The 12,503-nt window shown below is 68.8% G+C and carries 13 protein-coding genes; 11 read left to right on the top strand and 2 right to left on the bottom strand.

The features are described from left to right. The first annotated feature begins 48 nt into the window (after positions 1 to 48). From DRB96_RS07885 to tuf, 5 genes are all read left to right on the top strand, one after another. Positions 49 to 510 (top strand): helix-turn-helix transcriptional regulator, encoded by a 462-nt coding sequence (locus DRB96_RS07885; protein WP_112447763.1) that lies wholly within the window; start codon positions 49 to 51, stop codon positions 508 to 510. 385 nt (positions 511 to 895) lie between these two features. Beyond that, complete coding sequence (gene rpsL / locus DRB96_RS07880; protein ID WP_007265893.1) at positions 896 to 1,267, top strand: 30S ribosomal protein S12; 372 nt, start codon at positions 896 to 898, stop codon at positions 1,265 to 1,267. A gap of 2 nt (positions 1,268 to 1,269) precedes the next feature. Then, on the top strand, positions 1,270 to 1,740 hold the full coding sequence (gene rpsG / locus DRB96_RS07875; RefSeq protein ID WP_112447762.1) for a 30S ribosomal protein S7: 471 nt from the start codon (positions 1,270 to 1,272) through the stop codon (positions 1,738 to 1,740). 39 nt (positions 1,741 to 1,779) lie between these two features. Further along, entirely contained in the window at positions 1,780 to 3,909 is a 2,130-nt protein-coding gene (gene fusA / locus DRB96_RS07870) for an elongation factor G (RefSeq protein ID WP_112447761.1), read from the top strand. Positions 3,910 to 4,057: 148 nt separating this feature from the next. Then, positions 4,058 to 5,251, top strand: coding sequence for an elongation factor Tu (gene tuf / locus DRB96_RS07865; RefSeq protein WP_112447760.1), 1,194 nt, complete (start codon positions 4,058 to 4,060; stop codon positions 5,249 to 5,251). A 196-nt stretch (positions 5,252 to 5,447) separates the two neighbouring features. Here the strand turns inward: tuf and rfbC are convergent, their stop codons facing one another. After that, positions 5,448 to 6,047, bottom strand: a complete 600-nt coding sequence (rfbC, locus tag DRB96_RS07860) for a dTDP-4-dehydrorhamnose 3,5-epimerase (protein WP_112447759.1) — start codon at positions 6,045 to 6,047, stop codon at positions 5,448 to 5,450. Then, positions 6,044 to 6,919, bottom strand: coding sequence for a glucose-1-phosphate thymidylyltransferase RfbA (gene rfbA / locus DRB96_RS07855; RefSeq protein WP_112447758.1), 876 nt, complete (start codon positions 6,917 to 6,919; stop codon positions 6,044 to 6,046). Before rfbA ends, rfbC begins: the two co-directional genes overlap by 4 nt. Before the next feature lie 104 nt (positions 6,920 to 7,023). Between rfbA and rfbB the strand changes: the two genes are divergently transcribed. The 6 genes from rfbB (at position 7,024) to DRB96_RS07825 (ending at position 12,440) form a co-directional block, all read left to right on the top strand. Next, a complete protein-coding gene (gene rfbB / locus DRB96_RS07850) occupies positions 7,024 to 8,001 on the top strand; it encodes a dTDP-glucose 4,6-dehydratase (RefSeq protein ID WP_112447757.1) in 978 nt (325 codons plus the stop codon). Further along, positions 7,998 to 8,948: a dTDP-4-dehydrorhamnose reductase gene (gene rfbD, locus DRB96_RS07845; RefSeq protein ID WP_275431886.1), complete on the top strand. Its 951-nt coding sequence runs from the start codon at positions 7,998 to 8,000 to the stop codon at positions 8,946 to 8,948. Before rfbB ends, rfbD begins: the two co-directional genes overlap by 4 nt. Then, positions 8,945 to 10,306 carry a hypothetical protein gene (locus DRB96_RS07840; RefSeq protein WP_204357675.1) on the top strand — a complete coding sequence of 454 codons (1,362 nt, stop codon included), beginning with the start codon at positions 8,945 to 8,947 and terminating at the stop codon, positions 10,304 to 10,306. Before rfbD ends, DRB96_RS07840 begins: the two co-directional genes overlap by 4 nt. Positions 10,307 to 10,374: 68 nt before the next feature. After that, complete coding sequence (locus DRB96_RS07835) at positions 10,375 to 11,064, top strand: glycosyltransferase family 2 protein (RefSeq protein WP_204357674.1); 690 nt, start codon at positions 10,375 to 10,377, stop codon at positions 11,062 to 11,064. Continuing rightward, entirely contained in the window at positions 11,061 to 11,534 is a 474-nt protein-coding gene (locus DRB96_RS07830) for a DUF2304 domain-containing protein (protein WP_112447755.1), read from the top strand. The genes DRB96_RS07835 and DRB96_RS07830 overlap by 4 nt, the downstream gene beginning before the upstream one ends. A 9-nt stretch (positions 11,535 to 11,543) precedes the next feature. Next, complete coding sequence (locus tag DRB96_RS07825; protein WP_112447754.1) at positions 11,544 to 12,440, top strand: glycosyltransferase family 2 protein; 897 nt, start codon at positions 11,544 to 11,546, stop codon at positions 12,438 to 12,440. Positions 12,441 to 12,503 lie beyond the last annotated feature (63 nt).

Genomic DNA, 12,503 nt, shown 5'->3' with positions numbered 1-12,503 from the left:
GGTAGGCTGTGATCTCATGGTGCGGACTGCGGACTTGAGGAGCGGCACATGAGCACTCTCGAATTGGACGCGTTCGCGGCCTGGGTCGAAGGACTGATGCGGCAGCGCGGCTACGACATCGACAACCCCAGGGGCGGCGGCAAGTCGAGGATCGCCGACGAGGCGGGGGTCCACCGGGCCGCCGTCACCCGGCTGCTCCAGCGGCAGAGCATGCCCGACCTGGAGACGATGCGCCGGATCGCCCCGCTGCTGGGCGTCTCCGTGCGCGACATGCTGATCCGGTCCGGCCGGGTCAGCCCCGACGAGCTCCCGCTGGGCTCCCAGGACCTGCCGCCGGGCGGCAAGCCGCCGACCATCGACGACTTCGCCCGGTGGCTCGGGGTCCCCGAGGGCCGGCGCGAGGTCTTCGTCAAGGTCGTCAGCCAGTTCCTGGAGCCGGACGGGGCCGGGGGCGACGCGTCTTCTGATGCGCCGGCCGCCACGGAAGGCCGCCGCCGGGCGCGGGACTGATCCGCTCCGCCCGGGCGGAGCGGGCGGTGTCGGCCGCCCGCCCGCCCCGCCCGGACTTAGCACACGCGCACCACGTGCGCACATCGGAGGGACCACACCCCCGCTTCAGCCTTGTGGCGACTGGTCGGCGGGTCCTTCGCCGTCCTGCGGCGGGGGCTTTTGTTTTGACCGGAGTGGATGCGGTGGGTACGCTCAGACCTTGTGCCTGGGGTGTGCCTGGGCTCCTGTGCGTGTCCATCAACCGCACTTGAGCCGTATCAGCCACCGCGATTCATGCGTTTCCGTGCTTGCGTGGAAGTCCGCCGGATCCGACACACCCGACCGCGTGGGTCGGTAAATGTTCCAGGTTAGCTTCACTACACGGCACACAGAAACCGGAGAAGTAGTGCCTACGATCCAGCAGCTGGTCCGTAAGGGCCGGCAGGACAAGGTCGAGAAGACAAAGACCCCCGCGCTTGAGGCTTCGCCCCAGCGTCGCGGCGTCTGCACGCGTGTGTTCACGACCACCCCGAAGAAGCCGAACTCGGCGCTCCGTAAGGTCGCGCGTGTGCGTCTGACCTCCGGCATCGAGGTCACGGCCTACATTCCGGGTGAGGGACACAACCTGCAGGAGCACTCGATCGTGCTCGTGCGTGGTGGCCGTGTGAAGGACCTGCCGGGTGTTCGTTACAAGATCATCCGCGGTGCGCTTGACACCCAGGCTGTCAAGAACCGCAAGCAGGCCCGCAGCCGCTACGGCGCCAAGAAGGAGAAGTAGAAATGCCTCGTAAGGGCCCCGCCCCGAAGCGCCCGGTCATCATCGACCCGGTCTATGCATCTCCTCTGGTGACGTCGCTCATCAACAAGATCCTCATGAACGGCAAGCGCTCCACCGCCGAGCGCATCGTTTACGGCGCCATGGAAGGCCTCCGCGAGAAGACCGGCAACGACCCGGTCATCACGCTGAAGCGCGCGCTCGAGAACGTCAAGCCGTCCCTCGAGGTCAAGTCCCGCCGTGTCGGTGGCGCCACCTACCAGGTGCCGATCGAGGTCAAGCCCGGTCGCGCGGCGACCCTCTCGCTGCGCTGGATCGTGGGCTACTCCCGCGCCCGTCGCGAGAAGACCATGACCGAGCGCCTCATGAACGAGCTCCTCGACGCCTCGAACGGCCTCGGTGCGGCCGTCAAGAAGCGTGAGGACACGCACAAGATGGCCGAGTCCAACAAGGCCTTCGCGCACTACCGCTGGTAGTCCCAACCCACATCGAGACCGAGAGAAGACTGAGCCGATATGGCTACCACTTCGCTTGACCTGGCCAAGGTGCGCAACATCGGCATCATGGCTCACATCGACGCGGGCAAGACGACCACCACCGAGCGCATCCTGTTCTACACCGGTGTGTCTTACAAGATCGGTGAAGTCCACGACGGCGCTGCCACGATGGACTGGATGGAGCAGGAGCAGGAGCGCGGCATCACGATCACGTCCGCCGCGACGACCTGCCACTGGCCGCTCGAGGACGTCGACCACACCATCAACATCATCGACACCCCGGGTCACGTTGACTTCACGGTCGAGGTGGAGCGTTCGCTCCGCGTCCTCGACGGTGCCGTCACCGTGTTCGACGGTGTCGCCGGTGTGGAGCCGCAGTCCGAGACCGTTTGGCGTCAGGCCGACCGCTACGGCGTGCCGCGCATCTGCTTCGTCAACAAGCTGGACCGCACCGGCGCCGAGTTCCACCGCTGTGTCGAGATGATCAAGGACCGCCTCGGTGCGGTTCCGATCGTCATGCAGCTCCCCATCGGTGCCGAGATGGACTTCCAGGGCGTTGTCGACCTGGTCACCATGAAGGCGTTCGTCTGGTCCGCCGAGGCGACCAAGGGCGAGATGTACGACATCGTCGACATCCCGGACACCCACAAGGAAGCCGCTGAAGAGTGGCACGCCAAGCTGGTCGAGACGGTCGCCGAGAACGACGACCAGATCATGGAGCTGTTCCTGGAGGGCGTCGAGCCCACCGTCGAGCAGCTGCACGCCGCTGTGCGTCGCATCATCATCGGCTCCAAGGGTGACAAGGGCGCCACGATCACCGCGGTGTTCTGTGGCACGGCGTTCAAGAACAAGGGCGTTCAGCCCCTGCTCGACGCCGTCGTCCGCTACCTCCCCTCGCCCCTGGACATCGAGGCCATCGAAGGCCACGACGTCAAGGACGCCGAGGTCGTCGTGAAGCGCAAGCCGTCTGACGAGGAGCCCCTCGCGGCGCTCGCGTTCAAGATCATGCGCGACCCGCACCTCGGCAAGCTCACCTTCGTCCGGGTTTACTCGGGCCGCCTGGAGGCCGGCACTGCGGTGCTGAACTCCGTCAAGGGCAAGAAGGAGCGCATCGGCAAGATCTACCGCATGCACGCGAACAAGCGTGAAGAGATCGAAGCGGTGGGCGCCGGTGACATCGTCGCCGTCATGGGCCTGAAGCAGACCACCACCGGTGAGACGCTGTGTGACGACAAGAACCCGGTCATCCTGGAGTCCATGGACTTCCCGGCTCCGGTCATTCAGGTCGCCATCGAGCCCAAGTCCAAGGGTGACCAGGAGAAGCTGGGTGTCGCCATCCAGTCTCTCGCGGAGGAGGACCCCTCCTTCCACGTTCACTCGGACGAAGAGACCGGCCAGACCATCCTCGGCGGTATGGGCGAGCTGCACCTCGAGGTGCTGGTCGACCGTATGAAGCGCGAGTTCAAGGTCGAGGCCAACGTCGGCAAGCCGCAGGTCGCTTACCGCGAGACGATCCGCCAGACGGTGGAGCGTCACGACTACACCCACAAGAAGCAGACCGGTGGTACCGGTCAGTTCGCCAAGGTGCAGATCGCGATCGAGCCGATCCTCGAGGCCGACGGTCCGGCGTACGAGTTCGTGAACAAGGTCACCGGTGGCCGCATCCCGAGGGAGTACATCCCCTCGGTCGACGCCGGTGCGCAGGAAGCCATGAAGTTCGGCATCCTCGCCGGCTACGAGATGACTGGCGTCCGCGTCATTCTTCTCGACGGTGGCTACCACGAGGTCGACTCCTCCGAGCTCGCGTTCAAGATCGCCGGTTCGCAGGCCTTCAAGGAGGCCGCGCGCAAGGCTTCTCCCGTGCTCCTCGAGCCGATGATGGCCGTCGAGGTCACCACGCCGGAGGAGTCCATGGGTGACGTCATCGGTGACATCAACTCCCGCCGTGGCCAGATCCAGGCCATGGAGGAGCGTCACGGTGCGCGCCTCGTGAAGGGCCTCGTGCCCCTCTCGGAGATGTTCGGCTACGTCGGAGACCTCCGCAGCAAGACCTCGGGTCGCGCCAGCTACTCGATGCAGTTCGACTCCTACGCCGAGGTTCCCCGGAACGTCGCTGAGGAGATCATCGCGAAGGCCAAGGGCGAGTAACTCTTCCGAGTACACGCTTTAGGCTTGTCACCGGAGCCTCTGGGGCAACAGGAGCAACCCTCCCGTTGCCCCGGGGAACCGGCTATCCAGCAAAGATCACCTGGCGCCGATCTGTAAGGCGTACAGAACCACTCTCCAGGAGGACCCCGTGGCGAAGGCGAAGTTCGAGCGGACTAAGCCGCACGTCAACATCGGCACCATCGGTCACATTGACCACGGTAAGACGACCCTCACGGCCGCCATTACCAAGGTGCTGCATGACGCGTACCCGGACCTGAACGAGGCCTCGGCCTTCGACCAGATCGACAAGGCTCCCGAAGAGCGCCAGCGCGGTATCACCATCTCCATCGCGCACGTCGAGTACCAGACCGAGGCGCGTCACTACGCCCACGTCGACTGCCCGGGTCACGCGGACTACATCAAGAACATGATCACCGGTGCCGCGCAGATGGACGGCGCGATCCTCGTGGTCGCCGCCACCGACGGCCCGATGCCGCAGACCAAGGAGCACGTGCTCCTGGCCCGCCAGGTCGGCGTTCCGTACATCGTCGTCGCCCTGAACAAGGCCGACATGGTGGACGACGAGGAGATCCTGGAGCTCGTCGAGCTCGAGGTTCGTGAGCTCCTCTCCGACTACGACTTCCCGGGCGACGACCTTCCGGTCGTCCGCGTCTCCGCGCTGAAGGCGCTCGAGGGCGACAAGGAGTGGGGCGAGAAGCTTCTCGGCCTCATGGCTGCCGTCGACGAGGCCATCCCGACCCCGCCGCGTGACACCGAGCTGCCGTTCCTCATGCCCGTCGAGGACGTCTTCACGATCACCGGTCGCGGTACCGTCGTCACCGGCCGTATCGAGCGTGGTGTCCTGAAGGTCAACGAGACCGTCGACATCATCGGTATCAAGGAGACCAAGACCACCACCACGGTCACCGGTATCGAGATGTTCCGCAAGCTGCTCGACGAGGGCCAGGCGGGCGAGAACGTCGGTCTGCTCCTCCGTGGCATCAAGCGCGAGGACGTCGAGCGCGGCCAGGTCATCATCAAGCCCGGTTCGGTCACGCCGCACACCGAGTTCGAGGCCCAGTCGTACATCCTGTCGAAGGACGAGGGTGGCCGTCACACCCCCTTCTTCAACAACTACCGTCCGCAGTTCTACTTCCGTACCACGGACGTCACGGGTGTCGTCACCCTGCCGGCCGGCACGGAGATGGTCATGCCGGGCGACAACACCGAGATGACGGTCACGCTGATTCAGCCGGTCGCCATGGAGGAAGGCCTCAAGTTCGCCATCCGTGAGGGTGGTCGTACCGTGGGCGCCGGCCAGGTCACCAAGATCACGAAGTAATTTCGTGTTCTGACCTGGCAGCCCGCTCCGGCGGGTGCCTGGTTTGGCAGGGGCCCCTTCCCCGTCGTTCACGCGACGGGGGAGGGGCCCTTCGTCGTACGCCGGCCGGGTGGCGCGGGGCGCGGGCACGCGAAGAGGGCCGCACCCCCCGTGGGTGCGGCCCTCTTCGCGTACGTCGTGCCGAACGCCTCTGCGGTCAGCCCACCCGCAGGGACTCCGTGAACTCCAGGCAGGCGGCGTGGTCGGGCAGCAGTCCCGTCGCGATGGCGTCGGCCAGCGAAGGCGCGGCCTCGTCGCGGGCGGACAGCAGCGGGACGTCCGCGGGCCAGTCGATGCCGAGGTCCGGGTCGAGCGGGTGCACCGAGTGCTCACCGGTCGGGTTGTACGTCTCCGAGCAGAGGTAGGACAGCGTGGCGTCGTCGCTCAGCGCGCAGAAGCCGTGCCCCATGCCCTCGGGGATGTAGACGGCGCGGCGGTCCACGTCGTCCAGCCGGACGCCCTCCCAGCGGCCGAAGGTCGGGGAGCCGACCCGCAGGTCCACGATGACGTCCAGGACGGCGCCCCGTACGCAGGTGACGTACTTGGCCTGGCCGCGCGGCACGTCGGCGAAGTGGATGCCGCGCACCACACCGCGCTGGGAGACCGACAGGTTGGCCTGCGCCAGGTTCAGCGGGTGCCCGACGACCTCGGCGAGGCGGTCGAAGCGGTACCACTCCATGAACATGCCGCGCGGGTCGCCGTGCTGCTGGGGGGTGATCTCGAAGACGCCCTCCATGGAGAGCTCGCGGAACTTCATCGCGCGGCCTCCTCTTCGAGCAGGGTGATCAGGTAGTCGCCGTAGCCGCTCTTGGTGAGGGGCTCGGCCAGCGCGCGCAGCTGCGCGGAGTCGATGAGGCCCGCCCGCCAGGCGGCTTCCTCGATGCAACCGATCTTGAAGCCCTGTCGCTCCTCGATCACGCGCACGAACTCCGAGGCCTGCACCATCGAGACGAAGGTGCCGGTGTCCAGCCAGGCGGTACCGCGGTCGAGGATGGTGACATTCAGCTCACCGGCCTGGAGGTACGCGTCGTTGACCGCGGTGATCTCCAGCTCGCCGCGGGCGCTGGGCTTCAGGCCGCGGGCGATCTCGACGACCCGGTTGTCGTAGAAGTAGAGGCCCGGCACGGCGTAGCGGGACTTGGGCTTGACCGGCTTCTCCTCGATGGAGATGGCCTGGCCGTTCGCGTCGAACTCGACCACGCCGTACGCCGTCGGGTCCGCCACCGGGTACGCGAAGACCCGGCCGCCCTTGGAATCGGTGTGCTCCGCCAGACGCGTGCCGAGGCCGCTGCCGTGGAAGATGTTGTCGCCGAGGATCAGGGCGACGGAGTCGTCACCGATGAAGTCGGCGCCGAGCACGAAGGCCTGGGCGATGCCCTCGGGGCGCTCCTGGACGGCGTACTCCAGCCGGATGCCGAACTGCGAGCCGTCGCCGAGCAGGCGCTCGAACTGGTCGCGGTCGTCCGGGGTGGTGATGACGAGGATCTCGCTGATCCCGGCCATGACCAGCGTCGAGAGCGGGTAGTAGATCATCGGCTTGTCGAAGACGGGCAGCAGCTGCTTCGACACTGCCCGCGTCAGCGGCCAGAGTCGTGATCCGGTGCCGCCGGCCAAGAGAATTCCACGCATGGGCCCAACCCTATGCGAGAGCGCCGGAGGTACCAGTTCCGGGCCGGTAACGGTGTGGGCGGGCGGCCGTGGCCGTGTGGGCGGACGGCTAGACTGTTTGTATTATGCGCATCCTTGTGACCGGCGGCGCCGGCTTCATCGGTTCAGAATTCGTCCGCCAGCAGCTCGGTTCGGACCCCTCGGCCCAGATCACCGTCTTCGACAAGCTGACGTATTCCGGCGTCGAAGCCAACCTCGCCCCGGTCGCGGACCACCCCGGCTACTCCTTCGTCAAGGGCGACATCTGCGACGCGCAGGCCGTCGACCAGGTGATGCCCGGCCACGACGTCGTCGTGCACTTCGCGGCCGAGTCCCACGTGGACCGCTCGATCGCCGGCGCGGGCCCCTTCGTGATGACCAACGTCGTGGGCACCCAGGTCCTCCTGGACGCCGCCCGCAAGCACGGCGTCGGCCGCTTCGTCCACATCTCCACCGACGAGGTGTACGGCTCCATCAGCGAGGGCTCCTGGACCGAGGAGTGGCCGCTGGTGCCCAACTCCCCGTACTCCGCCTCCAAGGCCTCCTCCGACCTGCTCGCGCTGGCCTACGCCCGCACGCACGGCATGGACGTCGTCGTCACGCGCTGCTCCAACAACTACGGGCACTACCAGTTCCCGGAGAAGGTCATCCCGCTGTTCGTCTCGAACCTGATGGACGGCAAGAAGGTCCCGCTGTACGGCAACGGCGGCAACGTGCGCGACTGGCTGCACGTCTCCGACCACTGCCGCGGCATCGACCTGGCGATGCGCAAGGGCCGCGGCGGCGAGGTCTACAACATCGGCGGCGGCGTCGAGCTCACCAACAAGGAGCTCACCGGCGTCCTGCTGGAGGCCGCCGGCCTCGGCTGGGACATGGTCGAGCGCGTCGAGGACCGCAAGGGCCACGACCTGCGCTACTCGATCGACATCAGCAAGATCGGCTCCGAGCTCGGCTACGCCCCGCAGGTCACCTTCGAGGAAGGCATCGCGTCGACCATCGCCTGGTACCGCGAGAACCGCGCCTGGTGGGAGCCCCTGAAGGCCAAGGCAGCGCTGCAGAAGTGAGCGCCGCACAGGGAGCCGACCGCCCCGCGGGCGCGCGCTGGATCGTCACCGGCGCCGCCGGCATGCTCGGCCAGGACGTCCTGGCCGTCCTCAAGGACGCCGGCATCGAGGCCGTCGGCCTCGGCCGCGCCGACCTCGACATCACCGACCCGGCTTCGGTCCGGGCCGCGGTCGAGGGCTGCGCCGTCGTCGTGAACTGCGCCGCCTGGACCGATGTGGACGGTGCCGAGAGCGCCGAAGAGGCCGCCACCACCGTCAACGGCACCGGCGTACGCGTCCTGGCCGGGGCCTGCGCCGCGGCCGGCGCCCGCCTGCTGCACGTCTCCACGGACTACGTGCTGCCCGGCGACGCCTCGCAGCCGTACGCCGAGGACGCCGCGACCGGCCCGGTCAACGCGTACGGCCGCTCCAAGCTGGCCGGCGAGCTGGCCGTGGCCGAACTGCTGCCGCAGGACGGCTACGTGGTCCGCACCGCCTGGCTGTACGGCGAGCACGGCCCGAACTTCGTCGCCACCATGCTCAAGCTGGCCGCCCAGCGGGACACCCTGGACGTCGTCGACGACCAGCACGGCCAGCCCACCTGGTCCTACGCGCTGGCCCGCCGGCTGGTCGAGCTGGGGCAGGCGGCGCTGGACGGCCGCGCCCCCGGCGGGGTCTACCACGGCACCGCGAGCGGCCGGACCACCTGGTTCGGGCTCGCCCGCGAGACCTACCGGCTGAGCGGCCTGGACCCCGAGCGGATCCGGCCGACCGACTCCACCGCGTTCGTGCGCCCCGCGGTCCGCCCGGCGTTCAGCGTGCTCGCGCACGAGCGCTGGGCCGGGGCCGGGCTGGCCCCGCTCGCCGACTGGCGCGAGCAGCTGGCCGAAGCGCTGACCCGCCCCGCCTTCGCCGCGCCCGAGGGCGCGGACCGCAACGGCAGCGCGGGATACGGCAGCACGGGATGAAAAGCCTGCTGGGCAAGATCACCGCGGCGCTGCCGCCGGGCACCGTCGCGGTGGCCGGCGGCACCGTCGTGCTCGGCGCGGCCTCGTACGTCCACCTGGGTGTGGCCGGGCACAGCCTGTCCACGGAGGCCATGGCCAACGTCTCGGTCCTGTGGACGATCGTGATGGCGATCGGGCTCGGCATCTTCTTCCCCGTCGAGCAGGAGCTCACCCGGATCGTCGCCGCCCGCGCGGTCGACGGCCACGGCGCGGCCCCCGTCCTGCGGCGGGCCACCCTGCTCACCGCGGGGATGCTCGGCGCGACCCTGCTCGTCCTCGCCGCGGCCGCGGGCCCCATCGCGGACCTGCTGTTCCACGGCGACCGCGGCCTGGTGGCCGCCCTCGGCGGAGCCTTCGCGGGCATGGCCGTCTGCTACCTCACCCGCGGCGTCCTGGCCGGCCTCGGCCGGTTCGGCGCGTACGGCACCCAGCTCGCCATCGACGGCGGGCTGCGGATCGTCCTCGCCTTCGGCTGCGCGCTCTTCGGACTGAACACCGCGCTCGCCTTCAGCCTCGTACTGGCCGTCGCACCCCTCGTGGCGGCCGTGGTGACGCTGCCCGCGCTGTTGCGCGCGGCGGAGCCCGGCGAGGAGATCGGCTGGCGGGAGCTGTCCGCCGGGCTGGGCCTGCTGATCTGCTCGACCCTGCTCTCCCAGGTCGTGGTCAACGCCGCGGTGATGAGCACCAAGCTGCTCGCGCCCACCGACAGCGTGCTGATCGCGGCCCTGCTCAACGCGCTGGTCCTGGCCCGGGTGCCGCTGTTCGTCTTCGGCTCGCTCCAGGCCTCGCTGCTGAGCGGGCTCAGCGCCGCCTACCAGGCGGGCGACCGGGCCGCCTTCGGCGCGATGCTGCGCCGGATCGGCGTCGTCGTGGGCGCGCTCGGCGTGCTCGGCGGCGTCCCCGCGACCGTGCTCGGCCCCTGGCTGATCGGCGTCCTCTTCGGCGCCAAGCCGGCCCTGGGCTGCTTCGACTTCTTCCTGTTGTCCGCGGGCACCGTGGCGTACATGTTCGCGATGGTGCTCGGCCAGGCGCTGATGGTATTCAAGCGGCACAACCTGCAGTTGCTCTGCTGGGCCGTCGGCACCGCCGTGCTCGTCGGCGTCACCTTCGCCCCGGGTGACGTTGCTCTCCGTGTGATCCTGGCCTACGCACTGGGCTCCCTGGCCACCGTGCTCGCTATGCTGACGGCGCTGCGGCTGGGGTTCCCGGGCGCCGCTCCGGGTGCGGCCGCCGAAGCCGGCGACGCCGTCGAAGCCGTCGATGAGGCGGGCCAGACTGACGCCGCGAGCCCCCAGGGCGCCGCCGCGGGCGGGAAGTGACCATGGCCGCCTCCGAAGTACCACCGATCCCCGTGCACTCAGATGTGCCACGTTCCGCTGGAGTTACCGTGTCCCAATACGACGATGTCTGGCTGGTCATCCCGGCCTATAACGAGGGCCAGGTGATCGCCGATGTCGTCGAGGGAGCACGCAAGACCTTTCCGAACATAGTCGTCGTCGACGACGGCAGCTCGGACGACTCCGCCCGGCACATCACCACCACCGGCGCCCACCTGGTGCAGCACCCGGTCAACCTCGGCCAGGGCGCGGCCCTCCAGACCGGTCTGAAGTACGCGCTCTCGCAGCCGGGCGCCCGCTACTTCGCGACCTTCGACGCGGACGGCCAGCACCAGACCGCCGACGTGGAGAAGATGGTCGCCGTCCTGCGCGGCGGCGAGGCCGACGTGGTGCTCGGCTCCCGCTTCATCGAGCAGAACGGCCAGGTGCCGTGGATCAAGCGGGTCGTGCTGCGCACGGCCGCGGCCGTCAGCCCGACCGCGCGCAAGCTCAACCTCACCGACGCGCACAACGGTCTGCGCGTCCTCGGCCGCGAGGCGGCCGAGCAGCTGCAGATCACGCACAACGGCATGGCCCACGCCTCCGAGATCGTCGGCTACCTGGCCGGCTCGGGGCTGCGTGTCGTCGAGGTCCCGGTGGACATCCTCTACACCGACTACTCGCGCGCCAAGGGTCAGTCCCTGATCAACGGCGTCAACATCCTCTTCGACATCACCCTGCGGGAGCGTGGCCGCCGATGAAGTACTTCTGGATCCAGCTGGTCCTCATCCTGGGCTCCGCCTCGATGGCCCTGATGTTCATACGCAACTGGGACCAGGCGAAGACCCGCGCCTGGAAGCGCATCGCGTTCTCGGTCTTCGTCCTCGTCAACGTCTACGCCGTGCTCCGGCCGACCGACGTCACCTGGCTCGCCCACCAGCTCGGCGTGGGCCGCGGCACCGACCTGGTGCTGTACGTGATGGTCCTGGCCATGGGCTTCCTGACCCTCAACACCTTCCTGCGCTTCCGCTCGCTGGAGAAGAAGATCACCGACCTGGCCCGGACGGTGGCCCTCAGCGAGGGTGCGCGCCACAACGACCAGCGCCTCGGCCCGGACGCCGCCCGCTCCGCCGCCCCGGCCGCTCCCGCGGCCCCCGCGGCACAGGACGAGTCGGACGAGCAGGCCGACCCGGCCCGCTCCGAGGCCGCCGCCGACTCCGTCAAGGCCTGAGGAATCGCCGTGGTGACCTTCGACTTCATGCTCCCCTACTACGGGGACGTCCAGCTGATGCAGGACGCCGTCAACAGCGTCCTGGCGCAGACGGATCCGGACTTCCGGCTCGTCGTCATCGACGACGGCAAGGAGCCGGACGTCCCGGGCTGGTTCGCGGAGCTCGGCGACGAGCGGGTCCAGTACACCCGCAACGAGCAGAACCTCGGCATCAACGAGAACTTCAAGAAGTGCGTGCGCCTCTCCGAGGCCGACTACGTCGTGATCATGGGCTGCGACGACCTGCTCCACCCGCACTACCTGAAGACCGTACGGGGCCTCGCCGAGGCCCACCCGGGCATCGGCATGGTCCAGCCCGGAGTCGAGGTCATCGACGGCGACGGCAAGGCCGCCGAAGGCCTCGCGGACAGCGTCAAGCGCAAGCTCTACGCCCCGCAGGTCGACGGCAGCCGCACCATGGCCGGCGAGGAGCTGGCCGCCAGCGTGCTGCGCGGCAACTGGCTGTACTTCCCGTCCATCGCGTGGCGGGGCGAGGCCCTGCGCACGGTGGGCTTCCAGTCCGAGTACTCGGTGATCCAGGACCTCGCGCTCGTGGTCGACCTGCTCGAACACGGCGAGGAGATGGTGATCGACAACTCGGCCGCCGTCTTCCGCTACCGCCGGCACGCCGTCAGCGAGTCCTCGGTCCAGGCCTTCACCGGAACCCGCTTCACCGAGGCCGCGCGCTACTTCGACGCGGTGGCCGACCGGATGGACGCCCGCGGCTGGCCCAAGGCCGCCCGCGCCGCCCGTTTCCACAGCGGATCCCGCCTGCACGCGATCACGATGATGCCCGGCGCCCTGCGCCGCGGCCAGCGCGCGGGCGTCCGCAACCTGGCCAAGCACGCCTTCACCTCGGGCGTCTGACGGGGGCGCGGCCCTTGTACGGTGGCCGCGATGGGGGACGGGAAAGCGGGTGGCGCGCGGGCG

Source organism: Streptomyces sp. ICC1 (assembly GCF_003287935.1).
In the GTDB taxonomy this organism is placed as follows: Bacteria; Actinomycetota; Actinomycetes; order Streptomycetales; family Streptomycetaceae; genus Streptomyces; species Streptomyces tritrimontium.
This window is presented reverse-complemented; position numbering and strand designations above follow the sequence as displayed.

Bases quoted from the DNA above. Each gene is read 5' to 3' on its own strand.
- fusA (WP_112447761.1), top strand. From the start codon at position 1,780: ATGGCTACCACTTCGCTTGACCTGGCCAAGGTGCGCAACATCGGCATC.
- DRB96_RS07840 (WP_204357675.1), top strand. From the start codon at position 8,945: ATGAAAAGCCTGCTGGGCAAGATCACCGCGGCGCTGCCGCCGGGCACC.
- DRB96_RS07885 (WP_112447763.1), top strand. From the start codon at position 49: ATGAGCACTCTCGAATTGGACGCGTTCGCGGCCTGGGTCGAAGGACTG.
- rpsG (WP_112447762.1), top strand. From the start codon at position 1,270: ATGCCTCGTAAGGGCCCCGCCCCGAAGCGCCCGGTCATCATCGACCCG.
- DRB96_RS07830 (WP_112447755.1), top strand. From the start codon at position 11,061: ATGAAGTACTTCTGGATCCAGCTGGTCCTCATCCTGGGCTCCGCCTCG.
- rfbB (WP_112447757.1), top strand. From the start codon at position 7,024: ATGCGCATCCTTGTGACCGGCGGCGCCGGCTTCATCGGTTCAGAATTC.
- rfbA (WP_112447758.1), bottom strand. From the start codon at position 6,919: ATGCGTGGAATTCTCTTGGCCGGCGGCACCGGATCACGACTCTGGCCG.
- rfbC (WP_112447759.1), bottom strand. From the start codon at position 6,047: ATGAAGTTCCGCGAGCTCTCCATGGAGGGCGTCTTCGAGATCACCCCC.